The 22,066-nt window shown below is 74.4% G+C and carries 17 protein-coding genes and 1 pseudogene; 6 read left to right on the top strand and 12 right to left on the bottom strand.

Annotated features, from left to right (window positions below):
* The first annotated feature begins 13 nt into the window (after positions 1-13).
* On the top strand, positions 14-3,253 hold the full coding sequence (locus tag CKY47_RS33590) for a S8 family serine peptidase (RefSeq protein WP_306750387.1): 3,240 nt from the start codon (positions 14-16) through the stop codon (positions 3,251-3,253).
* A gap of 21 nt (positions 3,254-3,274) precedes the next feature.
* On the opposite strand, the gene CKY47_RS33585 is transcribed toward CKY47_RS33590, so the two are convergent.
* Positions 3,275-3,871, bottom strand: coding sequence for an HD domain-containing protein (locus CKY47_RS33585; protein WP_306750386.1), 597 nt, complete (start codon positions 3,869-3,871; stop codon positions 3,275-3,277).
* Positions 3,872-3,993: 122 nt separating this feature from the next.
* Here CKY47_RS33585 and CKY47_RS33580 point away from each other — a divergent pair, with 122 nt between their 5' ends.
* Positions 3,994-5,058, top strand: coding sequence for an ABC transporter substrate-binding protein (locus CKY47_RS33580; RefSeq protein ID WP_306750385.1), 1,065 nt, complete (start codon positions 3,994-3,996; stop codon positions 5,056-5,058).
* Here the strand turns inward: CKY47_RS33580 and CKY47_RS33575 are convergent.
* From CKY47_RS33575 to CKY47_RS33550, 6 genes are all read right to left on the bottom strand, one after another.
* Positions 5,048-5,527 (bottom strand): allene oxide cyclase barrel-like domain-containing protein, encoded by a 480-nt coding sequence (locus tag CKY47_RS33575; protein ID WP_306750384.1) that lies wholly within the window; start codon positions 5,525-5,527, stop codon positions 5,048-5,050. The two genes, CKY47_RS33580 and CKY47_RS33575, sit on opposite strands and share 11 nt — an antisense overlap.
* Before the next feature lie 187 nt (positions 5,528-5,714).
* Positions 5,715-6,764, bottom strand: coding sequence for a cellulose binding domain-containing protein (locus CKY47_RS33570; protein ID WP_306750383.1), 1,050 nt, complete (start codon positions 6,762-6,764; stop codon positions 5,715-5,717).
* A 127-nt stretch (positions 6,765-6,891) separates the two neighbouring features.
* Positions 6,892-7,641 carry a GAF and ANTAR domain-containing protein gene (locus CKY47_RS33565; protein WP_306750382.1) on the bottom strand — a complete coding sequence of 250 codons (750 nt, stop codon included), beginning with the start codon at positions 7,639-7,641 and terminating at the stop codon, positions 6,892-6,894.
* Between the two features lie 108 nt (positions 7,642-7,749).
* Entirely contained in the window at positions 7,750-8,157 is a 408-nt protein-coding gene (locus tag CKY47_RS33560; protein ID WP_306750381.1) for a nuclear transport factor 2 family protein, read from the bottom strand.
* A gap of 10 nt (positions 8,158-8,167) precedes the next feature.
* The gene (locus CKY47_RS33555) at positions 8,168-10,174 is read right to left on the bottom strand and encodes an NADPH-dependent 2,4-dienoyl-CoA reductase (protein ID WP_306750380.1); all 2,007 of its coding nucleotides are present in this window, start codon (positions 10,172-10,174) and stop codon (positions 8,168-8,170) included.
* A complete protein-coding gene (locus CKY47_RS33550) occupies positions 10,171-10,728 on the bottom strand; it encodes a PadR family transcriptional regulator (protein ID WP_306750379.1) in 558 nt (185 codons plus the stop codon). The genes CKY47_RS33555 and CKY47_RS33550 overlap by 4 nt, the downstream gene beginning before the upstream one ends.
* Positions 10,729-10,794: 66 nt before the next feature.
* Between CKY47_RS33550 and CKY47_RS33545 the strand changes: the two genes are divergently transcribed.
* The gene (locus CKY47_RS33545; protein WP_306750378.1) at positions 10,795-11,634 is read left to right on the top strand and encodes a PhzF family phenazine biosynthesis protein; all 840 of its coding nucleotides are present in this window, start codon (positions 10,795-10,797) and stop codon (positions 11,632-11,634) included.
* A 25-nt stretch (positions 11,635-11,659) separates the two neighbouring features.
* On the opposite strand, the gene CKY47_RS33540 is transcribed toward CKY47_RS33545, so the two are convergent.
* From CKY47_RS33540 to CKY47_RS33530, 3 genes and pseudogenes are all read right to left on the bottom strand, one after another.
* A complete protein-coding gene (locus CKY47_RS33540; RefSeq protein ID WP_306750377.1) occupies positions 11,660-12,961 on the bottom strand; it encodes a M28 family peptidase in 1,302 nt (433 codons plus the stop codon).
* Between the two features lie 114 nt (positions 12,962-13,075).
* Entirely contained in the window at positions 13,076-14,017 is a 942-nt protein-coding gene (locus CKY47_RS33535) for a DNA polymerase domain-containing protein (RefSeq protein WP_306750418.1), read from the bottom strand.
* A 549-nt stretch (positions 14,018-14,566) separates the two neighbouring features.
* Positions 14,567-15,265 (bottom strand): annotated as a pseudogene (locus tag CKY47_RS33530) (glycoside hydrolase family 18 protein); the annotation flags it as partial.
* A 514-nt stretch (positions 15,266-15,779) separates the two neighbouring features.
* Here CKY47_RS33530 and CKY47_RS33525 point away from each other — a divergent pair.
* The 3 genes from CKY47_RS33525 (at position 15,780) to CKY47_RS33515 (ending at position 18,599) form a co-directional block, all read left to right on the top strand.
* Positions 15,780-17,432 (top strand): cellulose binding domain-containing protein, encoded by a 1,653-nt coding sequence (locus tag CKY47_RS33525; protein WP_306750376.1) that lies wholly within the window; start codon positions 15,780-15,782, stop codon positions 17,430-17,432.
* Positions 17,433-17,684: 252 nt separating this feature from the next.
* On the top strand, positions 17,685-17,987 hold the full coding sequence (locus tag CKY47_RS33520) for a DUF1540 domain-containing protein (protein ID WP_306750375.1): 303 nt from the start codon (positions 17,685-17,687) through the stop codon (positions 17,985-17,987).
* 159 nt (positions 17,988-18,146) lie between these two features.
* A complete protein-coding gene (locus CKY47_RS33515) occupies positions 18,147-18,599 on the top strand; it encodes a hypothetical protein (protein ID WP_306750374.1) in 453 nt (150 codons plus the stop codon).
* Positions 18,600-18,608: 9 nt separating this feature from the next.
* On the opposite strand, the gene CKY47_RS33510 is transcribed toward CKY47_RS33515, so the two are convergent.
* Together CKY47_RS33510 and CKY47_RS33505 are read right to left on the bottom strand one after the other, a co-directional pair.
* Positions 18,609-18,794, bottom strand: a complete 186-nt coding sequence (locus CKY47_RS33510) for a hypothetical protein (protein ID WP_306750373.1) — start codon at positions 18,792-18,794, stop codon at positions 18,609-18,611.
* Positions 18,795-18,893: 99 nt separating this feature from the next.
* The gene (locus tag CKY47_RS33505; protein ID WP_306750372.1) at positions 18,894-21,962 is read right to left on the bottom strand and encodes a discoidin domain-containing protein; all 3,069 of its coding nucleotides are present in this window, start codon (positions 21,960-21,962) and stop codon (positions 18,894-18,896) included.
* Between the last annotated feature and the right edge of the window lie 104 nt (positions 21,963-22,066).

Here is a 22,066-nt window from a genome sequence, read left to right as displayed (position 1 = left end):
AGGGGGAGTCCGCATGTCCCGCAGAACCAGGGCGCCGCTGGCGCTCGGGCTGGTCGTGGCGGTCGCGATGACCGCCACGACCGGCCTGTCCGCGTCCGCCGAACCGCCCGGGTCGCGACACGCCGCGGCCCCGCCACCCGCGACCCCGTCACCGGGGGCGCGCGAACCGGAGGGCACGGTCACCCTGCTGACCGGCGACGTCGTCACGGTCCGCGCCGGCCGCGCCGAGGTGCGCCCTGGCCCCGGGCGCGCCGACACGACGTTCGTCCAGCGCCGCGACGAGCGCGGCGACCTGCACGTGCTGCCCGACGACGTGCTGGACGACCTGCGGTCCGGCCGGCTGGACGACCGGCTGTTCGACGTGACCGCCCTGATCCGCGCCGGGTACGACGACCGGTCCACCGGCACCACACCGCTGATCGTGACGTCGGACGGCCCCGCCGTCGCCGGGCGGCCGCTGCCCGGCATCGGCGGGTACGCGGTGAGGGCACCGAAGGACACCGCGTTCTGGGCCGGCGCGCAGGCGGCCGGGGTGGCGAAGGTGTGGCTGGACGGCCCGGTCCGCGCCACGCTCGACCGCAGCGTCCCGCAGGTCGGCGCGCCGGGCGCCTGGGCCGCCGGGCACACCGGTCGGGGCGCCAGGGTCGCCGTGCTGGACACCGGCGTCGACGCCGGGCACCCGGACCTCGCGGGCGCCGTCGTGGAGTCGCGCAACTTCAGCGACAGCCCCGACACCGACGACCACGTCGGCCACGGCACGCACGTCGCCGCCACCATCACCGGCTCCGGCGCGCACCGGGGCGTGGCGCCGGACAGCGTCGTGCTCAACGGCAAGGTGCTGGGCGACCACGGTGGCGGCTACGAGTCCGACATCATCGCGGGCATGGAGTGGGCCGCGTCGGCGGGCGCCGACGTGGTCAACATGAGCCTCGGCAGCTCGATGCCCACCGACGGCACCGACCCCATGTCGCAGGCCGTCGACCGGCTCACCCGGACCACCGGGGCGCTGTTCGTGGTCGCGGCGGGCAACAGCGGACCGTCCGACGAGACGATCGGCAGCCCGGCGGCGGCGGAGCACGCCCTCACCGTGGGCGCGGTGGACCGGGCGGACGGGCTCGCCGGGTTCTCCTCGCGCGGGCCGCGCCGGGGTGACGGCGCGATCAAGCCGGACATCACCGCGCCGGGCGTCGACATCGTCGCGGCGAAGGCGGCGAACGGCCGCATCGGCACCCCCGTCGGCGACGCGCACGTCGCGCTGTCCGGCACCTCGATGGCGGCGCCGCACGTGGCCGGCGCGGCGGCGATCCTGGCCGCCCGGCACCCCGACTGGGGTCCCGCCGAGCTCAAGAGCACGCTCATGGCCAACGCGGAGCCCAACGCCGGGCTGACCGTCCACGAGCAGGGCGCGGGCCGGGTCGACGTGGCCGCCGCCGTCGAGCAGACCGTGGCGTCGTCGCCCGCGTCGCTGAGCCTCGGCACGGCGCGCTGGCCGCACGGCGACGACGCGCCGATCGAGGCGCGGCTCGCCTACCGCAACCCAGGCGCGACCCCGGTGACCCTGGAGGTGACCGCCGACCTGCGCGACCCGAACGGCGACCCGGCCCCCGCCGGCATGGTCGAGCTGTCCCCGTCCACGGTCACCGTGCCCGCCCGCGGCGAGGTGCCGGTCTTCCTCACCGTCCGCACCTCGGTCGACGGGCCGGACGGACTGTACGGCGGCGTGGTCGTGGCCACCGGCGGCGCGACGACGCTGCGCACGCCGGTCGGCGTCGGCAAGGAGGTCGAGAGCTACGACGTGGAGGTGACGTTCCTCGGCCACGACGGCGAACCCACCCCGGAGTACTCCCACCGGTTCGTCGACCTCGACCACCCGAAGGCGCACCTCGGGTACGACCCGTCCGGCACGCTCGTCACGCGCCTGCCCAAGGGCACGTTCTACCTCGACGCGACGGTCCAGGACCCGGGGACCCGCCGCCACACCCAGTTCCTCGAACCCGCCTTCACCGTCTCCGGCCCGCGCGAGGTCGTGTTCGACGCGCGCGCCGGCGAGCCGCTCGGGTTCCGCGTGGAGGAGCCGGGCGCGGAGGTGGGCCACACCGAGGCGTTCTTCACGCTCACCACGGCCTGGGGCACGACCGGCAACGGGTTCATCGGGTTCCGGCCCGACGCCGGCCTGGCGTTCGCGCCGTCGACGACCTCGTCGCCCGGCGCGGCGAGCTTCAGCGCGGCGGCCAGGCTCGCCAGGCCCGACGGCGACGGGACGTACGCCGGCAGCCCGTACCAGTACTCCGTGGGGTGGCGGCACGACGGCGCGGTGCCCGAGTCGCTCGACCGGGCGTTCCCGCGCCGGGAACTGGTGAAGGTCAGGTCGCTGTCCGCGTCGGCGAAACCCGGCACGACGGGGTTCCGCGACCAGATGGCGGGCGGCCCCCTCCCGCTGGAGGTCACCGAGTACTACTCGCCGGACTTCGACTGGTACGGCGACTTCCACCAGGTGACCGACCCGCGGGCGTTCCCGTCGGACGGCTACCAGTCGACCGCCCGGCCGAGGCGCTTCACCGCGGGCCGGACGGTCACCGAGAGGTGGAACACCGCCGTGTTCGGGCCGGCCTTCCCGGTGGGGAACCGCCCGGACGAGTGGGCGGGCCGCATCGGCGACGAGATCGCGATCTCGGTGCCGCTGTTCACCGACCAGGACCCGAACCACTTCGGGTCCTCGCGGGTCGACTCCGCCAGGACCACGCTGCACCGCGACGGCGTGCTGGTCGGCGACGAGCCGAACAGCGGGTACTTCCGCGGCGCGGTACCCGCCGGTCCGGGGACCTACGCGCTGCACGTCGAGGCCGGGCGCTCCGGCGTGGCCGAGCTGTCCACGCGCGTGGCGGCCGACTGGACGTTCGCCTCGGACACGGTGGCGGGGGAGGACCCGCGGCCGCTGCCGCTGCTGGCCGTGCGCTTCGCACCCGCCCTCGACCGGTCCAACCGGGCCGCCGCCGGGCGACCGTTCGCGTTCCCGGTGTACGTGCAGCGCAACGGCGCCACCGGGTCCGCCGGGGTCCGCACGGCCGTGCAGGTGTCCTACGACGACGGCGCCACCTGGAAGCCGGTGCCGCTGGTCAGGTTGGGCGAGCGGTGGATCGCCGCGGTGCGGCACCCGGCCGGGGCGGAGTTCGTCTCGCTCAAGGCGCAGGCGCGCGACGCCGAGGGCAACTCGGTCGACCAGACGGTCATCCGGGCCTACGGCCTGAGGTGACCGCCCCGCCGGACCTGCCCGCTAGCCGGGCAGGTCCAGCGGGTTGCCCGTGACGCGGTCGGCCCACCCGGTCGCCAGCAGCTCCGCCGCCGCGCAGCCGGGCTTCCGCTCGGCCTGGTCGCGCATCCGCTCCAGGAACGCCTCCGCGAAGCCCAGGCGGGGGTACCGGTCCAGCAGTTCGGCCCGGAACCCCGGCGGGAACAGGTCCACCCCGCGCCCCGACACGTCGACGCCCACCGCCACCTGGAGCAGGTGCGCCTCCGGGTCGTCGTCGGCGGGCACGTCGTCGCGCAGGTGCAGCACGATCACCTCGGCCAGCCGGTCCCGCCGCGCCGGACCCCAGCCCGCGCCCGCGGCGAACACGCGGGCGACGCGCGCGCCCGCCTCCTCGAACGACAGGGTGTGGCTGTCGAACGGCGCGGTCAGGCCGAGGTCGTGCAGCAGCGCCGCCACGTACAGCAGTTCGCCGTCGTGCGCGACGTCCTCCCGCGCGGCGTGCGCGCAGGCCCACGAGTAGGTGCGCAGCGAGTGGTTCAGCAGCCAGGGCTCGCCGTGTTCCTGGACGACCTCCAGCGCCGCCGAGGCGGCCCGGGAGTCGGGCGGGGTGAAGAAGTCCACCCGGCGCAGCCTAACCGGCCCGACCCGTCCCCACCCAGGTCTTCGTGCGATCGGCGGCCGGACCGCGGGCGACGGGCGGGGATCGCCCGATCGTGGCCGGTCGCCGTCGGTACGGTGCCGCTGTGCCGGTACCGCTGATCGGGGTCGTCCTCGCGTCGACCGGGAGGCTGGCGCCGCTCGGCGTGCCGCTCGACTTCGCCGCGCGCGCCCTGCCGTGGCCCGTGGACGTGCTGGTGCGCGACAGCGCGTCGACCGCAGACGGGGCGCGTGCGGCCGTCGCGTCCCTTGCGGAGGCCGGCGCGCGGCTGGTGGTGACGCTGGGCGGCACGGAGACGCTGCCCGCGGTGGCCACCGCCTGCGTCGAGCGGGAGGTGCCGTGCGTGTCCACGACCCTGCCGTGGCAGGTGTTCGCCGCGCGGGTGCCCGACGCCGGCTGGGCATTCCACTTCGGCTGGGGGCTGGACGACATCGCCGAGGTGTTCGCCGACCTGTGGGAGCGGGTGGGGCCGGTGCGCGTCGGCTGCCTGTGGAACGACGGCGCGCAGGGGCGGGCGCTGCGGCGGTGGTTCCGGCCGGTCGCCGAGGCCCGCGGGCACGAGCTGGTCGACCTGCCGTACCGCGAGGCCTGGCGGCTGCCCGACGTGACGGGCCTGGAGGTGGTGACCTCCGCCGCCACGGCGGCGGACCTGGCGGCGGCCCTCCACCGCGCCCGGCCCCGGCTCGTCACCTGCTCGCGCTGGCTGACCTACCCCTTCGCCGTGGCGCGGCACCACGTGCTGGACCGGGTCGCCACGGTCGTGTCGTGGACGCCGGAACGCGCCGGCGGCACGGGCCGCGACCTCGCCGCGGCCTACGAGACGGCGACCGGGTCGCCGTGGTCGCAGCCGCTGGGGTTGGCGCACGCCCTGATGGAGGTGGCGTGCCACGCCGCGACCGGGTCGACCTCCCGCGCGGGCGCGGCGGCGGTGCTGTCGGGCGCGCGGGTGCCGACGGTGGCCGGTGTGCTCGACTGGGCGGGCGGGCCGGTGCCGGGCGTGGCGCGCATCCCGCTGGCGGGCGGGCAGTGGCGTGCCGGGGACCGGCCGGAGCTGGTGGTCGTGGACAACCGCCGCGCACCGGCCCTGCCGGTCGGCGGCGACCTGCTGCTCGGCCCGCATCCAGCCGGCGGGCTCGGGCTCAGTCGGTGACCAGCGTGAAGGTGAACCGGTAGCCCACCTCGGCCCCGCTGCCCGCCCGGACCGCCCTGCCCTCACCGCGTGCGTTCGCGTACGCGCCGGTGCCGCCGGTGACCGCCACCGCCGTGTCGTCGAACCCGGCCGCGATCGACCTGTAGTGGCGCCTGCCGGACAGGTGCAGCTCCCCGTCGCCCAGGCGGAACACCGACGTGCAGTGCGTCGTCACGGCGGGTGGCACGGCCACCGACACCGCGACCACGCCGCAGTGCGAGAACCCGTCGCCGACGCGGGCGCCCTGCGCGTCGAGCAGTTCGCCGCCGCTGACGAAACCGCTGCCCACCACGGGGCTCGCCGCCGCCGACATCAGCGTCCGCTTGCTGAGCACCTCCACGGTGGCCTCCCGGCCGCCGGTGTCCGCCGCCGCGCCGGCGCCGGCGAGCGCCCCGGTGAGCGCCACCACGAGCCATGGCTGGACCTGCACGGCACACCTCCACGTCGGGACCCGGTCGTACCTCCGAGGCTAGTTCCGTTGCGGTGCCGTGGTAATCATCCGGCAGCGGGATCGCGAACGGCTGACCGACCGTCCACACCGGTACCGTCCGCGCACCCGCCGATCCCGTGCCGCCGGTCAACCACACCTCGGGGTGAAGGGCGGTGGCCCGGTCCGGTCACGGGCTGGTGCAGGAGAGGGTCGGCGTCGACGCGGCGCCGCCCCCGATGTAGCCGAACGTCGCCGAGGCGCCGGACGCCAGGGAGCCGTTCCAGGCGGCGTTGCGCACGACCGCCGTCGACCCGCTGCCGCTCGACACCCCGCCCCAGACCTGGTCGACCGCCTGGCCGGCGGACAGCGTCCAGTCGACCCGCCACCCGGTGATCGGCACCGCGCCGGCGGTCACCGTGACCTCCGCCTGGAAGCCGCCCTGCCACGAGCCGACGACGCGGTGCGCGGCCGTGCACGCACCCGGCGGACGAGTGGTGGTCGTCGTGGTGGTGGTGGTCGGCGTGCTACCGCCGTCGTCGATGCTGCCCGGGATCGAGCGCAGGGCGTCGTACCAGGTCGTGGCCATCTTGGCGTAGCCGCCGGCGTCGGGGTGCACGCCGTCGGCCAGGTCGGCGGTGGTCAGCGCCCGGTACATGTCGACCAGGTGCACCTTCCCGCCCGCGTCGGCCTTGCTCCGCACGATGCCGGGGACGGCGGCGTTGAACGTGCGCACCGCCGCGTCGTAGGAGGACAGCGGGGTGATCGTGGCGACGAGGAGCACCGCGTCGGGCGCCTGGGCGGTGATCTTGTCGATCAGCGCCGACAGGCGCTGCGGCGCGCCACCGGGGTTGCTGCCGTAGATGTCGTTGGTGCCGATGTGCAGCAGGATCGTGCGCGGGGTGTGGGTGCGCAGCCAGGTGGTGATGTTGGCGTCGATCTGCGCGATCGTCCACCCGGAGTGGCCCTCGTGGTCGCGGTCGCCGAGGCTGCCCGGCCCGTTGGCCATCGAGCCGACGAAGTCGACGGAGTGGCCGCCGGCGACGAGCTTCCGCCACAGGTCGACGCGGTAGCCGCCGGGCACGTTGAAGCCGTCGGTGATGGAGTCGCCCAGCGGCATCACCCGCACCGCCGCCGCGGGCGCGACGTCGGACCCGGCCTGGGCCGCGCTCATCGCGGACGCCGTGACGAGGGCCGCGAGCGCGGCGACGGCGGCGAGCAGTCGGGGTGTTCGGGCCATGGGTCTTCCTTCCGGTGCGGGCGGGGCGGCGGTTCGACCCCGACGCTACGGAAAGTCGCGGCGGAAGCAACGGCTGTTCCGGTGCAAGTCCAAGCGAGACGCGACGTCGGGCGCGCGGCGGGTGTCCCTACATGGTCGCCGGGTCGATGCGGTGCCGGACCAGCGCCTGGTGGAACTCGTTCCGCTCGTGCGCGTCCACCAGGTCGGCGGCCACGTCGCGCAGCTTCCGGTTGGCGTGCTGGGACGCCCGGCGCAGCAGGGCGAAACCGGTGTCGGCGCCGTGCGCGAAGTGGCGCATCAGCAGGCCCTGGGCCAGGCCGATGGTGTGCCGGGTGCCGAGCGCGGTGGTCAGGTGCTCCACCATCCGCCTGCTGTGGTGCAGCACCTCGACGTTGTCGAGCACGATCCCGGTGTGCAGGGTGACCAGCAGGACCAGGTCGTAGGCGTGGTCGTCGAACCGGTGCGGCGCGCGGGAGAGCAGGGCGACGGCCGCGCCGGGGGAGCGCTCGGTGGGCACGGGCAGCACCAGGCAGCTGCGGTAGCTGCGGAGCGCGAGCCGGGAGGCGAACAGCGGCCATCGGCGGTCCTCCCGCGTGTCCTCCAGGCGGCGCGGTTCGCGGTGGCGCAGCACCTCGGCCACCGGGCCGTCCCGGTCGACGCGGCCGGTGTCGTCGAGCGGTCCACCGGTCGAGGCGACGACCTCGGCGCCGTCGTCGCGGCCCACCGCGATGAACGCGAGGTCGCACCCCGGCACCTCCTGGACCAGGTGGGCGACGAACCGCCGGGCGGTGGCCTCGTAGTCCTCCTCGCCCATCAGCCGGGACATCTCCGCAAGCCCGGAAGCGAGGCGCAGGAACGCGCTCCGGTCGCCCGTCATCGGTGCACCCCTTCGCGAGTGGACTCCCGCGAGGTCTGCGGGAGTCGATCGCCCGGGTGCTGCGCTGCTGAACACCGCCGGCGCTGCACGATAGCGCACGGCCCGCGTTCAGCTCGGGGTCGGACCGCCCGCCGGCACGACGCCGTCCGCCACCAGGCCCGCCAGGATCGCCTCGCCCACGGCGATCAGGGCCGACTGCGGGCGGATCATCACGGTGATCGCGCCGATCCGGCCCTCGTCGTCGAGTTCGAGCAGGTCGATCCCCTCGACCTGCTTGCCCTCCACGAGGGTGCGGAAGTGCAGCACGTGCCCGTTCGGGCCGTCGTACTGCCCGACGTAGCGGAAGTCCGCGAAGGTCCGCTGGAGCACGCGGAACAGCGCGCGCACCGCGTCGATCCCCTCGAACGGCCGGAACTTCACCGGGCTGTGCAGCACGACGTCGTCGGCGAACAGCCCGGTGGCGCCCACGACGTCGCCGGACTCGACGCGTGCCTTGAACTCCAGTGCCGCGTTCACGGTGCTCCTCTCAGATGGTGGCGGCCAGGCGCGTGCCCTGGTCGATGGCGCGCTTGGCGTCCAGTTCGGCGGCGACGTCCGCGCCGCCGATGACGTGGGTGACGACGCCGCGCGCCGCCAGGTCGTCGACGAGGTCGCGCACCGGCTCCTGGCCCGCGCAGAGCACGACGGCGTCCACCGCGAGCACGCGCGGGTCCCGCCGCTCCGGGCCGAACGCGATGTGCAGGCCCTCGTCGTCGATGCGCTCGTAGTGGACCCCGGTCAGCTCCTCCACGCCCTTGGCCCGCAGCGCCGCGCGGTGCACCCAGCCGGTCGTCCTGCCCAGGTCCTTGCCGATGCGGGAGGTCTTGCGCTGCAACAGGTACACCTGCCGGGCGGGTGGGGCGGGCGCGGGCGCGGTGACGCCGCCCCGGTGCTCGGCGGGGTCGGCGACGCCCCACTCGGCGCGCCAGCCGGCCAGGTCCGCCGGGGTGTGGGTCAGGAACTCGCACACGTCGACGCCGATGCCGCCGGCGCCGATCACCGCGACCCGGGGGCCGACCTCGGCGCCGTGCCGCACGACGTCCACGTAGGACAGGGCGCGCTCGACGCCGGGGATCGCCGGGACGCGCGGCACGACACCGGTGGCGACGACGACCTCGTCGAAGCCGGTCAGGTCGTCGGCCGAGGCGCGCCGGCCGAGGTGCGGCTTCACCCCGGTCAGCTCGACGCGCCGCCGGTAGTAGCGGATCGTCTCGGCGAACTCCTCCTTGCCGGGGATGCGCCGGGCGATGGCGAACTGGCCGCCGATGTCGTCGTCGGCCTCGAACAGCTCCACCGCGTGCCCGCGCTCGGCCAGCGACGTGGCCGCGGCCAGCCCCGCCGGTCCCGCGCCGACCACCGCGACCCGCTTCACCCGCCGGGTCGGTCGCAGCACCAGCGTGGTCTCGTTGCCGGCGCGCGGGTTGACCAGGCAGGTGGCCTTCTTCAGCGAGAAGGTGTGGTCCAGGCACGCCTGGTTGCACGCGATGCACGTGTTGATCTCGTCCGCGCGGCCCTCGGCGGCCTTGCGCACCCAGTCCGGGTCGGCGAGGAACGGCCGTGCCATCGACACCAGGTCGGCGTCGCCGCGCGCCAGGACCTCCTCGGCGACCTGCGGCATGTTGATCCGGTTCGAGGTGACGACGGGGATGCCGACGAGCGGCTTCAGGCGCGCGGTGACGCCGGTGAACGCGGCGCGCGGCACGGAGGTGACGATGGTGGGCACGCGGGCCTCGTGCCAGCCGATGCCGGTGTTGATGATCGTCGCGCCCGCCGCCTCGACCTCCTGCCCGAGCGCGACCACCTCGTCCCAGGTCTGCCCGTCCTCGACCAGGTCGAGCACCGACAGCCGGTAGACGATGACGAAATCGGGCCCGGCGGCCTCGCGGCAGCGGCGCACGACCTCGACGGCGAGGCGGCGGCGGTTCTCCGGCGTGCCGCCCCAGCGGTCGGTGCGCCGGTTGGTGCGGGGCGCGAGGAACTGGTTGATGAAGTAGCCCTCGGAGCCCATGACCTCGATGCCGTCGTACCCGGCCTCGCGGGCCAGGGCGGTGGCGCGGGCGAACGCGTCGACCTGCCCCCGCACGCCCCGGTCGCCCAGCGCGCGGGGCCGGAACTTCGAGATCGGCGCCCTGATCGCCGACGCGGACACGCTGAACGGGTGGTAGGCGTAGCGGCCCGCGTGCAGCAGCTGGAGGGCGATCTTCCCGCCGTTCTCGTGCACGGCCTGGGTGATCGCGCGGTGGTTCCGCGCCTCGCCTCGCGTGGTGAGCTTGGAGGCGAACGGGTAGAGCGAGCCCACCCGGTTCGGCGCGAAGCCGCCGGTGACGATCAGCCCGACGCCGCCGCGCGCCCGTTCGGCGAAGTAGGCGGCGAGGGCGTCGAAGTCCTTGGCGCGGTCCTCGTTGCCGGTGTGCATGGAGCCCATGAGGACGCGGTTGGGCAGCGTCGTGAAGCCCAGGTCGAGCGGCGACAGCAGGGTCGGGTACTCGGTCATCGCCGGTCCTCTCGGGATTCGTCCTGGCGCAGGGCGGCGAGCACCTCGTCGCACCACTCGACCAGCGCCTGCTCGGCCCGCACGCCGCCGCGCAGGACCAGGTACTGGTGCAGCTGCCGCCCGGACAGGGCGGACGGGTCGGGGAAGTCCTTCTTCTCGATGGCGCGGTACGCGTCGAGCCGTTCCCCGTGCAGGTCGCGGTGCCGCGCCACCTCGTCGGCGAGCACGGCCGCGTCGCCCAGCGACGCCCCGCGCACCTTCACCGACAGGTCGTGCCGGAACGTCTCGGGCTCGCTCGGCTCCGCCACCCACCGGCGCAGCTCCTCGTGGCCCGCCGCGGTGATGTCGTAGACCTTCTTGTCCGGTCTGCCGTCCTGGGCGACCTCGTCCACCGACACCCAGCCGAGTTCCACCATGCGCTTGAGCGTGCGGTAGATCTGCTGGTGGGTGGCGGCCCAGAAGAAGCCGATCGACCGGTCGAAGCGGCGCGCCAGCTCGTAGCCCGAGCCGGAGCGCTCGTCGAGCGAGACCAGGATCGCGTGCTCCAACGCCATGCGCCGCACCGTAACGTGCAACGGAGTGCAGTGCAACAAGTTGCATAAGGAGTACCGTGACGAGGCATGGGCACGCACCCGTTCCACCAGGTCGACGTCTTCGGCTCCGCCGCGTACGCGGGCAACCCGCTCGCGGTCGTCCACGGGGCGGACGACCTCTCCGACGAGGCCATGCGCCGCTTCGCGGCGTGGACGAACCTGTCCGAGACGACGTTCCTGCTCGCACCCACCGATCCCGGCGCGGACTACCGCGTGCGGATCTTCACCACGGGCGGCGAGCTGCCGTTCGCCGGGCACCCCACGCTCGGCTCGGCGTACGCGTGGCTGGCCGCGGGCGGCAACTCCGCCGCGCCCGGCGTGGTCTTCCAGCAGTGCGCGGCCGGTCTGGTGCCGGTCCGCGTGGACGGCGACGACCTGGCGTTCGCCGCGCCGCCGCTGACCCGGTACGAACCGGTCGAGGAACCGCTGGTCGCCCGGGTCGCCGCCGGGCTCGGCCTGGACCGGGCCGAGGTCCTGGGCTGCTCGTGGCTGGTCAACGGCCCGCAGTGGATCGGCGTCCGGCTCGCCGACGCCGCCCGGGTGCTCGACGTGACCGCCGACCCTGTCGATCTGGCGGGCCTGGACATCGGCCTCGTCGGCCCCCACCCGGCCGGCGCGGACGCCGACTTCGAGGTCCGCGCCCTCCTGCCCGGCGGAGGCGCCGGGCCCGAGGACCCGGCCACCGGCAGCCTCAACGCCGGCCTGGCGCACTGGCTCCTGGACGAGGGCGTGGCGCCGCCGAGCTACGTGGCCGCCCAGGGCACGGTCCTGGGGCGGGCCGCGCGCATCCGCGTCTCGAAGGACGGCGACACCCTGTGGATCGGCGGCGCCGTGCGGCGGGCGATCACCGGGACGGTCGAGGTCTGACCGGCCCGGTGACCGCACCCGACCGTCAGAACTGGAGCGACCAGCCGTTGACCCGGCCGACGTCCGCCGACGCCGCGTCCCGCACGCGCAGCTTCCACGTGCCGTTCGCGACCTCGCCCGAGGCGTCGACGGTGTAGGTGGTGACGAGGCCGTCACCGCTGTCGCCGCTGGAGTTCTTCACCCGGAACGCCGTGCCGTCCGGGGCGACCAGGTCGATCACCAGGTCGCCCCGGTAGGTGTGGGTGATGTCCACGCCGACCGCCAGCGCGGACGGCGCGTTGCCCGTCACGCCGGACACCGCGATCGGGCTCTCGACCGTGCCCAGGTCCGGGATCGCGAAGTCGGTCGCGTTCTCGAACCGCGGCCCGGGGGTGCCGCCGCCGGTCCCGGCCAGCGTCCACAGCGCGTACGCGATGGCGTCGCTGTTGCGGTCCAGCGCGGTGGCGTCGACGTTGGTCAGCGTGTCGCACGAGCGGTGGTAGCAGCGGTCGAACGCGACGCCCGACGAACCGCCCCACTTCTGCGCCTGCGCCGCGGTCTTGACGACCTCGGCGCCGGTGAACAGCCCGCCGACCGGGATGCCCGCCCGCGCGAACGCCGCGTGGTCGGACCGCCCGCCGACGGAGGTCAGCTCGGTCGGCACGGTGAACGCCGCCTGGAGCGTCTGCTGGAGCGCCAGCGACCCGGCGGGTTGACCGGAGGCGCTGTAGACGAAGTACCCCGGGTTCGGCGACCCGATCATGTCGAAGTTCAGGTACGCCTTGATCCGGGACTTCTCGGCGGTCGGCAACTGGTTCACGTAGTAGGTCGAGCCGACCAGGCCCAGCTCCTCCGCGCCCCACCAGCCGAACCGGATGTGCTTCCGCGGCGCGAGGGCCTGCCGCGACACGGTCAGCGCGACCTCCAGCAGGCCGGCCGAACCGGTGCCGTTGTCGTTGATGCCCGGTCCGGCGCTGACGCTGTCCAGGTGGCCGCCGAGCATGAGCACGTCGTCCGGGTCGCCGCCCGGCCAGTCGGCGATCAGGTTGTACCCGGTCGCGCCGCTGCTGGTGAACTGCTGCACGGACGTGGTGTAGCCGGCCGCGTCGAGCTTGGCGCGGAGGTGGTTGACCGACGCCAGGTAACCCGGCCGCCCGTGCGCCCGGTTGCCGCCGTTGTTCGTGGCGATGGTCTGGAGGTCGCCGAGGTGGGCCTGGACGTTCGCCAGGGAGATGTCCGGCACGGCGAGGGCGGCGGCCGGGGTCCCCGCCGTCGCCGCGGGTGGGCTCAGCAGGGCCGCGGCGAGCAGCAGGGTGCTCGCGAGCGGGATCGTCCGCTTCAGGGACATGGCTTCCTCCGCAGGGTGTAGGGATCGCCACGGTGAAGCGTGGGTGCTGGGGGACCGGTGCGGTAGCGACTTTCGTCGTGGCGCGTTCGGCCGCACGGGCGCTGTGCCGGCCGCCTACCGCGCGCGCTGCGCGCGGGCGCGGCGCTTGCCCTCGTGCATGGCCTGCACGCGGGCGACGGGGATGGTGTGCCCCTCCGCCACGAGGTCGTCGGGCAGCCGCTGCGGCGCGGGCATCCACTCGTGCCACGGGTCCGCGTCGCCGAGCAGGGCCGGCGCCGTCCGCACGGTGAAGTCGGCGGGCGTCACGGAGGCCAGGTCGTCCCACGCGACCGGGAACGACACGGTCGCGCCCGACCGGATGCGCGGGCTGTAGGCGGCGGCCACGGTCGCCCCGTACGCGCGGGTCGAGTCGAGGAACACCTTGCCGTGCCGGTCGTCCTTGATGAACGCGGTGGTGGCGATGGCGGGGTCGAGCCGTTCCGCGCGGGCCGCCAGGGCGCGGGTCGCGGCGGCCACGTCGTCGTCCGTGCCGTCGACCGGGACGAAGACGTGCACGCCCTTGGAGCCGCTGGTCTTGACCACGCCGGTGAGCCCGTCGTCGGCCAGCGCGCGGCGCACGAGGTCCGCGGCGGCGACCACGGCGTCGAAGCCCGCGCCCGCGGGCGGGTCGAGGTCGAGCACGAGGTGGGTGGGCCGGTCGAACGCGCCCGCCGGGCCGAGCGTGACGTGGTACTCGACGGCGCGCTGGTTGGCGAACCAGAGCAGGGTGCGGCGGTCGTCGCACACCGCGTAGCGGATCTCCCGCTTGGACGTCTCCGCCCACAGCGTGGTGGTCGGCACCCAGTCCGGCGTGTACTTGGGCAGGTTCTTCTGGGTGAACGGCTCCTGCCCGGGGCGCACCCGCACGACGGTCAGGGGCCGCCCGGCCAGCACCAGGATGATCCGGTCGCGCACGGCGTCGAGGTAGTCGACGAGGTCGCCCTTGGTCGCGTCGGTGCCGTCGAAGAGGGGCTGGTCGAGGTTGGTCAGCGCCACGCCGTCCCGTTCGTCCTTCATGGGACAACCCTTCCGGGTCCGGTGCGCGCCGGCAACCGGGCACGGCCCGCACCCCTTCGGGAGGGACGCGGGCCGCGAGGGGCGGATCAGGCGGGCAGGCGCCAGACCTGGTTGGCGCCGGCGAAGCAGTCCCAGACCTGGAGGCGGGTGCCGTCCGCCGAACCGGCACCGGTGGCGTCGAGGCAGCGCCGGGTTGCGCAGGGTGCCGTCGGCCTGGGCCCGCCACTCCTGGGCGCCGGTGCCGTTGCAGTCCCACAGCTGCACCGGGGTGCCGTTGGCGGTGCCGGCGCCGGTGCGGTCGACCGGCGGGTTGGCGCCGCCCGCCGCCTCGAAGATGGCGCTGAGCAGGGAGGTGCTGCCGGTGGTGTCCTGCGACAGCTCCCAGTTCGTGATGCCGCCCGCGTTGGCGACCGCCCACCGGGTCCTGCGGCGGATCGTGGGCAGGCCGTTGTAGCACTGCTGCACGCCGCCGACGGTGGTGCAGTCGCGGTTCGCGTTGGCCGGGTCCACGGCCACGAGCTGCGCGTAGGTGTAGTAGTTCGGGCGGCTGTGGAACGGCACGCCCAGCACGGTCTTGGAGGCGGGCAGGCCGCGGCCCTTCCAGTGGTTCGCGGCGGCGATGGACCAGTCGTAGTCGGCGTGCGGGGAGCCGCCGTCGTAGGCCATGATGTTGAGCCAGTCGACGTGGTCGAACACGGCGGTCCGCACGCCCTCGGCGGTGCCGCCGCCGGAGACGACGGCGGCGGTGAGGAGCTTGCCGCGGCTGCGCATGGCGGTGCCGAGCTGCCTCATGAGGGCGGTGAAGTTGTCGGCGGAGGCGCCCGGGTCCGGGTACTCCCAGTCGATGTCGACGCCGTCGAGGTTGTACTGGCCGACGACGCTGTCGACGAACGTGGCGCGGCTGGTGGCGTTGCCGGCGAGGGCCTCGAACGCCGAGTCGTCGCCGTCGTTCCAGCCGCCGATGGCCAGGGAGACCTTGACGCCGTTGGCGTGGGCCCGGTTCACCAGCGAGGTGAGCTTGCCGGTGTCCGGGATCGCCTGGAGCGTGCCGTTGCCGTTGGGCAGGGCGAACGAGTAGTTGACGTGCGTGAGCTTGCCGTACTGGATGGAGTCGACGCTGCCGGCCCAGGACGGCAGGTAGCCGACGCTCTTGAACCCGGCCGGCAGCGCCGCCCGGGCCGCCGGCGCGGTGGCGACGGCGACGGCGACGGCTCGTCGCCACGGCCGCCAGGGTGAGGACCGCGGCACTCCACCTGGTGGTGCGCCGGGGTGTTGCCGATGACTGCATGGACGTTCCCTTTCGGAGGGGCTTGCCCGCGGCGTCGCTCGTGCCGCCGTCGCCCCGGCACCCCGGCGCCCCGGCACCCCGGCGCGACGGCGCGACGGGCGCGGGGAGGCGGTGCGGTGGTGAGCCCGCGAGGGCGACGGGTCGCGTCCTGCCGTGCGGAGGCGGCGGTCCGCGCGGGGGCGGACGCGATCAGGGGTCCCGGTGCTACGACGGGGTCGTGCTCGCGCAGTGGGGGGCGCCGGGGACGACGTCACCGAGGTGCGTGTGGCTTCATCGACACGTCCCTTCACTACGGGCGGCAGCCGGACCAGACCTTACTGAAGGGCTTGATTCAAGTCATGATAAAAGTACGTCACCGGTCGCCGCCGTCCGCCGGGTCCGTTGACCGGCCGGCGGGCGGCCACTATGAAGAGCAGGTCCACGGGGTGAGCCGCGACCCTCCACGGCCCTCGGTCCCGAAGGGGTGCACCCGGCATGAGAAGACGTCCCGCGGTCCTGGTCATCATCGTGTCCTGCCTGCTCACCGCCGCGCCCGCCGTCGCACCGGCCACGGCCTCCGCCGCGGCGCTCACCGCGCGGTTCGCGCGGGAATCGGTGTGGAGCACCGGCTACGGCGGGCGGTTCACGCTCACGAACACCGGGGACGCGGGGACCACCGGCTGGGTCGTGGAGTTCGACCTGCCGCCCGGCTCGACCGTCGGCAACGCCTGGAACGCCGTGCTCACCCGCGACGGGCGGCGCCACCGGTTCGCCAACGCCGCGTTCAACGGGCGCGTCGCACCCGGCGGCACGGCGGGGTTCGGGTTCGACATCACCGGCCTGGGCACGCCCACCGGCTGCACGGTCGACGGCGCGCCGTGCGACGACGTGCCCGAGCCCGACACGTCCCCGCCCACCGCGCCGACCGGCCCGCGCGCCACGGCGGTGACGGCCGGCTCGGTGTCCCTGGCCTGGACCGCGTCGACCGACGACGTCGGCGTCACCGACTACCAGGTGCTCTCCGGCGGCGCGGTGGTCGCCACGACCGGCGACGCGTCCGCGGTGGTGGGCGGTCTGCTGCCCGCCACCGCGCACACCTTCACCGTGCGGGCGCGGGACGCGGCGGGCAACACCTCCCCGGCGAGCGCCGCCGTCACCGCGACCACCGCCCCCGCCGGCGCGGCGGTGGACGTGTCGACCGCCGCGCAGTTGCGGGCCGCGCTGGCGGCGGCGTCGCCGGGCCAGACCATCCGCATGGCGCCGGGCACCTACCGGGGCTCGTTCACCGCCACGCGCCCCGGCACGGAGGCCGCCCCGATCACGCTGGCCGGCGCGGGCGCCGTGCTGGTCAACGACGGCCCGTCCGGCAGCGGACCGGGATGCCCCGCGCCCACCCCCGGCTGGGACCCCGGCTACGGCCTGTGGCTGCACGGCGCGCCGCACTGGAACCTGGTCGGGTTCACCGTGCGGGAGTCGAAGAAGGGCATCGTCGTGGACGACTCCCCCCACACCACCGTCGACGGCGTCACGGTGACCCGGGTGGACGAGGAGGGGGTGCACTTCCGGCGCTCGTCGTCCGACAGCGTGCTGCGCGGCTCCACGATCACCCACACCGGCCTGGTGCAGCCGGGGTACGGCGAAGGCGTCTACATCGGGTCGGCGGGTTCCAACTGGGACTGCCACGGCAACACCGGCGGCGTCGACCGCAGCGACCGCGTGCGGGTGCTGGGCAACCGCGTCGGTCCCGGCGTCACCGCCGAGCCGGTCGACGTCAAGGAGGGCACGTTCGACGGGGTGGTCAGCGGCAACACCTTCGACGGCGTCGGCATCTCCGGCCGGAACTCCGCCGACTCGTGGGTGGACGTCAAGGGCATCGGCTACCTGGTCGAGGACAACACGGGCACCTTCACCGCGCCGGGCACGTTCGCCAACGGCTACGAGACGCACAACCCGGTCGCGACGCCGCCGTTCCAGAACGGCTGCGGCAACGTGTGGCGGGGGAACCGCTCCGACCTGGGCGGGGTGGGGCAGTACGCCATCCGGATCACGTCGACCTCGAAGTGCGCGGGCCGGCCCAACGTCGTGCACGCGTCCAACTCGGTGACCCGGGCGGTGGTGGGCCTGACCAACATCGCGGTCACCCCGTGACGCGGGGAAACGCGCACCCCCGTCGGGTCGCGCGGGTGAAAAGCGGGGGAGCGGCAGGTCGGCCGGGTCGCGCGGGATGTGCGACGATTTCACCCAATGGCTTGATCTCCCGAATCGCGCCCATTTCGCACGTGTCCTGACCTGTGGTTCTGTTTTTAGGTTAGGCTTTCCTACATGTTTTCGCGTTGCGCGGTCGGGTAGCCGGTGGCAACGTTCGTCAACGCCGAGAACTGTTGTCTGGAGGAAGCGGACATGACCACCACAGAAATGCCCGCCGTCAGCGAGTGCACCGTCACCGGCTGTTCGTACAACCACGACGGCTGCCACGCCTTCGCGATCACCGTCAGCGGTGAGAACGGCGCCGCGGACTGCGGCACGTTCATCCCGCTGGCCCGCAAGGGCGGTCTGCCGAAGGTCGTCGCCCAGGTCGGCGCCTGCTCGCGCGCCGACTGCGCGTACAACCGCGAGCTGGAGTGCACCGCGCCGGGCGGCGTGCGCGTGGGCCCGGGCGAGGGCGGCCACGACGCGAACTGCCTGACCTACACGCGGAGCTGAACCGCGCGGTCGAGCCGCGCGCGACGGGGGCGTCACACCGGTACGGGTGAGACGCCCTTCGTCGCGCGGTGCCCCGGTGCGACGGCGGGGGCCGGCCCGTGCGCCGAGGGACCGGATGGCGGAGTTCCGCGCGGCCCGGGCGCCGGGTACCGTCAGGACGTGCGCTTCTGTTCGCGCAACGGACACCGACGTTCACCGGCGAGCGTGCGGCTCGACCCGGCGACCGCCGAACAGGTGCGCCTGTCGGCGCTCCTGGAGGTCGTCGCGGCGGCCGTGGCGCTCCAGGACGGGGCGGACGAGGTCATCCTCGGGTGCGCGCAGCCCGGCGAGACCCCGTGCGAGGTGGCCCGCCACGGCCGGGTGGTCGCGGGCCAGTACAGCCGCCTCTCCGGCTGGGCCGCAGACCTGGTGGGCTCCGGTGACCGGTCGGTGGAACTCCTGCGCTACCACCTCACCATGCTCGACACGGCGCTGAAGCTCGCCTTCCCGCGCTACCGCAGCGACCGCCTCGAACGCCACCGGCTGTCCCTCACCGGGCTCGGCCCGCCCGCCCGCGAGCTGCGCGAGCTGGAAGAGGGCCTGCGGGCGCGGATCGCCCGCCTGGGCGGGTGAACCGACGGGTCAGGCGGGCGGCTCGCTCCGCCGCTCGCCGGTCAGCCCGAGCTCGTCGGCCTCCTCGTGGTCGGGCATCTCCGGGTCGCGCCACTCCTCGGCCCTCGTCGGCGTGCCCGACCTCAGTTCACCCTCCAGCTCGTGCTTGAGCTGGTCGTCGAGCTTGGGGCTGTGCTGCGTGCTCTCGCGCTCCACGGGTCTCCTCCGGGGATCGTCCGGTTCGAACGCGTGGTGTACCCGGGAGGAGCCGGATGATGCCCGGGCCACTCACGCGAGTGACCCGGGCCGGGGAGTTCACCAACGGGTCAGGCCGGCACCGAACGGGTAGAGCGGGTTGCCGTAGGTGGTCGGCACCGGTTGGCCCGCGTCGATGCGGGCGCGGATGTCGGCCCTCTGGGCGGCCGTCGCGCCCAGGTCGAACGGGACGTCCCAGTGCTCCACCGCGTCCGCCGGCGTGTCCGTCCCACCGGGGCGCAGCACGTCGGACAGGGCGCGGGGCAGCTGCCACGGGAGTGTGCCGCGCGGTGCGTAGTCGCCGAACAGCAGCGAGGCCAGGGCCGGCCCCATCTCCTCGCCGCCCCGGTAGGTGACGACGATCGCGTCGGCCAGGTCGTGCCACTCGGTGATCACGTACGGCCGGGGCAGCACCAGGGCCACCACGACCGGGATGCCGCGCCGCTTGAAGTCCTGGATCAGGGCGAGCTGGTCCGCCGGCAGGTACGGCTGCTCCTTCACCCAGCTCGTCGCGTGCGTGTACGACGGCTCGCCCACGGCGACGATCGCGAGCTCGGGGGACGGGTGGGTGTCCTCGTGGACGTTCACGCCAGCCCGCGCCGCTCTGGCGCGGATGGCCTCCAGCATGGTCTGCGACCCGTACTCCGCGTGGAAGAAGCTGGTCCAGATGCAGCACGACGCCGGGTCGTCGGCCCGTGCGCCCGCCACGACCACGTCGTCGCCGGCGTTGAGCCGAACAGGCAGGGTGCCGTTGTTCTTCAGCAGGGTCATCGCCTCCCGCGACGCCTGGTTGGCCAGGGCCGCGTACTCGGGCTTGTGGAACCGGTACGGGCCGTTCACCGGGTCGCCGTACGGGTTCTCGAAGATGCCGAGCTTGAACTTCAACCGCAGCACGCGGCGCACCGCGTCGTCGATGCGGGCCACCGGCACGCCCGCGGTGAACTGCGCCATCGAGTAGCCGGGCGCGCCGGGGTCCGCGCCGCCCATCACGTCCGACCCGGCGTTGGCCGCGCCGACCCAGTTGCCCGACGGCAGCCAGTCGGTGGTGATCAGGCCCGTGTAGCCCAGGTTCTGCCTCAGGTAGGCCAGGATCTTGGCGCTGTCGCCGGCGCCCGGGCCGCCCGGGTCGAGCAGCGAGCTGCCCGCGTACCCCGGCATGATGTTGACCGCGCCCGCCTCCATCGCCGCCCGGAACGGCGCGGTGTGGTACTTGATCGTCACGTTGTCGAACACGATCAGCGCCTCACCGCCCGCGCCCTCGCCGGGCCAGTGCTTCACGGTCGCCAGCACGGACGCCGGGTTCAGCTCCGGCCCGCCCTGCAACCCCGCCACCAGGGCGCGCACCTGCGCCGAAGCGACGTCGGCGCTCTCGCCGTTGCCCTCCTGGATGCGCGGGTAGAGCACCTTCGTGCCGACCTCGGCCAGCGGCCCGAGGACGCCGCGCGTGCCCACCTCCAGTTGCTCGCGGCGCTGCATGTCGCCCAGCTTGTAGTCCAGCGGGTAGTTGCGGGCCGCCGCCAGGGCGCTCTGCAGCGGGTACGTCGTCTTGTACCCGGCGATGGTGTCGCCCGCCGACACCGCCGGGATGCCCAGCCGCGTGCCGGACGAGCCGAGCAGCACGGCGTGCAGGTCCCGCGCCTCGGCCGGCCCGAAGTGCCAGCCCGCGCGCGGGAACGCCTGGGCGTTGTAGAACATCTGGTACGCCTTCTCCTCGGTCGTCATGCGACCGAGGAGGTCGTTCACCCGCGTCTCCACGGGCTGCCGCCAGTCCTCGTACGGCTCGACCGTCCCGTTCCGGTTGAGGTCGCGACTGCCGTTGACGGTGCGCACGCCGTCGTCGACGGTGGTCAGCGTCGGCCGGTACAGGCTGAAGGTGCGGATGTTCGACGCGGTCGTGGCGCCGGAGCCGTCGACCGCCACGACGAACCACTTGTACGTCCAGCGGTCGGCGACGTCCCACGTCGGGGTGTAGCCGGTGCCGGTGGGCTCGGCGACCTTGGTGTAGAGGTCGATCAGGTTGCCGGAGGCGGTGAAGTCGTAGTCGGTGCGGCTGAGGTTGAGCCACACCTGGTAGCGGACCGCGCCGGGCACGGCCGCCCAGGAGAACGCGGGACGGCGGGTCGTCGTCACCATGGCGTTGTCGGCCGGTGCCGTCAGCGCGAACCGGCCCGTCCCGGCGGGCGCGCGGGTCGGCGGCGACAGCAGCGGCGGCGTGCTCTCGGAGACGTCGACCGTGCCGAACACCTGGAACTCCCACAGCGACACGCCGTACCCGGTGGCGCGGGCGGTGGCGAACAGGCGCAGGTGGCGACCCGTGCCGGAGACGTTCAGGCGCTCGACGCCGCCCGCGCTCGTCGTGGTGGCGTAGACCTGCGTCCACGTCGTCGCGTCGTTCGAGGTCTCCAGGCGGTAGCCGCGCGCGTAGGCGCCCTCCCAGTTCAGCACGACCTGGTTGATCGTGGCGACGCCGCCGAAGTCGACGCGCAGCCACTGGTTGTCGGCGAACTGGCTGGACCATCGGGTGTTCGCGCGGCCGTCCAGGGCGGCGGCGGGCGCGTTGCCGCCCTCCCAGGTGGAGGCGGCGACCTGCTTGTACTGCGAGATCGGGGTGCCGGCGGGCGGTGGGCCGTCCGAGGTGGTGCCGTAGACCTGGAACTCCCACAGCGAGTAGCCGTAGTCGGTGGCGCGGGCCGTGCCGAGCACCCGCACGTACCGGCCGGACCCGCCGACCGCGAGGTCCTGCGTGCCACCGGAGCCGTTCGAGGTGGTGTGCACGGTGGTCCACGCGGCGCCGTCGGCGGAGGTCTGCACCTGGAACGCGGTCGCGTGCGCGGCCTCCCAGTTCAGCACCACGCGGTCGAGCACGGCGGTCGAACCGAGGTCCACCCGGAGCCACTGCGGGTCGCTGAACGCGCTGGACCAGCGGGTCGCGGTGCTGCCGTCGGTGGCGGCGGACGCGGGGGTGCCGTCGCCCTCGGTGGAGGACGCGGTGGTCGGTCTGCCCTGGGACAGCAGGACGCCCGCCTGGGCGTCGGCCCGGGGGACGGCGAGCTGACCGGAGACCAGGGCGAGCAGGACGGCGAGCAGGGGCACGGCCCGGCGACGGTGCCGGGCGGGCGCAGCGGACATGGCGACTCCAGGCAGGGGGAGGAGGGGACGGCGGCTGGGAGAGCGCTCTCCCATTCGAGGGAACTTCACCCGGGCCGCTCCGTCAAGGGCGTGGCGGACCGGTT

This window comes from Saccharothrix longispora (genome assembly GCF_030852425.1).
Taxonomy (GTDB): domain Bacteria; phylum Actinomycetota; class Actinomycetes; order Mycobacteriales; family Pseudonocardiaceae; genus Actinosynnema; species Actinosynnema longispora.
Note: the sequence above shows the minus strand (reverse complement) of the source record. Positions and strands in the feature narration are given on the sequence as shown.

What these genes read in the sequence shown, in the direction of transcription:
- CKY47_RS33590 (WP_306750387.1), top strand. Translation starts at nt 14, where the DNA reads ATGTCCCGCAGAACCAGGGCGCCGCTGGCGCTCGGGCTGGTCGTGGCG.
- CKY47_RS33570 (WP_306750383.1), bottom strand. Translation starts at nt 6,764, where the DNA reads ATGGCCCGAACACCCCGACTGCTCGCCGCCGTCGCCGCGCTCGCGGCC.
- CKY47_RS33565 (WP_306750382.1), bottom strand. Translation starts at nt 7,641, where the DNA reads ATGACGGGCGACCGGAGCGCGTTCCTGCGCCTCGCTTCCGGGCTTGCG.
- CKY47_RS33555 (WP_306750380.1), bottom strand. Translation starts at nt 10,174, where the DNA reads ATGACCGAGTACCCGACCCTGCTGTCGCCGCTCGACCTGGGCTTCACG.
- CKY47_RS33550 (WP_306750379.1), bottom strand. Translation starts at nt 10,728, where the DNA reads ATGGCGTTGGAGCACGCGATCCTGGTCTCGCTCGACGAGCGCTCCGGC.
- CKY47_RS33545 (WP_306750378.1), top strand. Translation starts at nt 10,795, where the DNA reads ATGGGCACGCACCCGTTCCACCAGGTCGACGTCTTCGGCTCCGCCGCG.
- CKY47_RS33540 (WP_306750377.1), bottom strand. Translation starts at nt 12,961, where the DNA reads ATGTCCCTGAAGCGGACGATCCCGCTCGCGAGCACCCTGCTGCTCGCC.
- CKY47_RS33535 (WP_306750418.1), bottom strand. Translation starts at nt 14,017, where the DNA reads ATGAAGGACGAACGGGACGGCGTGGCGCTGACCAACCTCGACCAGCCC.
- CKY47_RS33525 (WP_306750376.1), top strand. Translation starts at nt 15,780, where the DNA reads ATGAGAAGACGTCCCGCGGTCCTGGTCATCATCGTGTCCTGCCTGCTC.
- CKY47_RS33520 (WP_306750375.1), top strand. Translation starts at nt 17,685, where the DNA reads ATGACCACCACAGAAATGCCCGCCGTCAGCGAGTGCACCGTCACCGGC.
- CKY47_RS33505 (WP_306750372.1), bottom strand. Translation starts at nt 21,962, where the DNA reads ATGTCCGCTGCGCCCGCCCGGCACCGTCGCCGGGCCGTGCCCCTGCTC.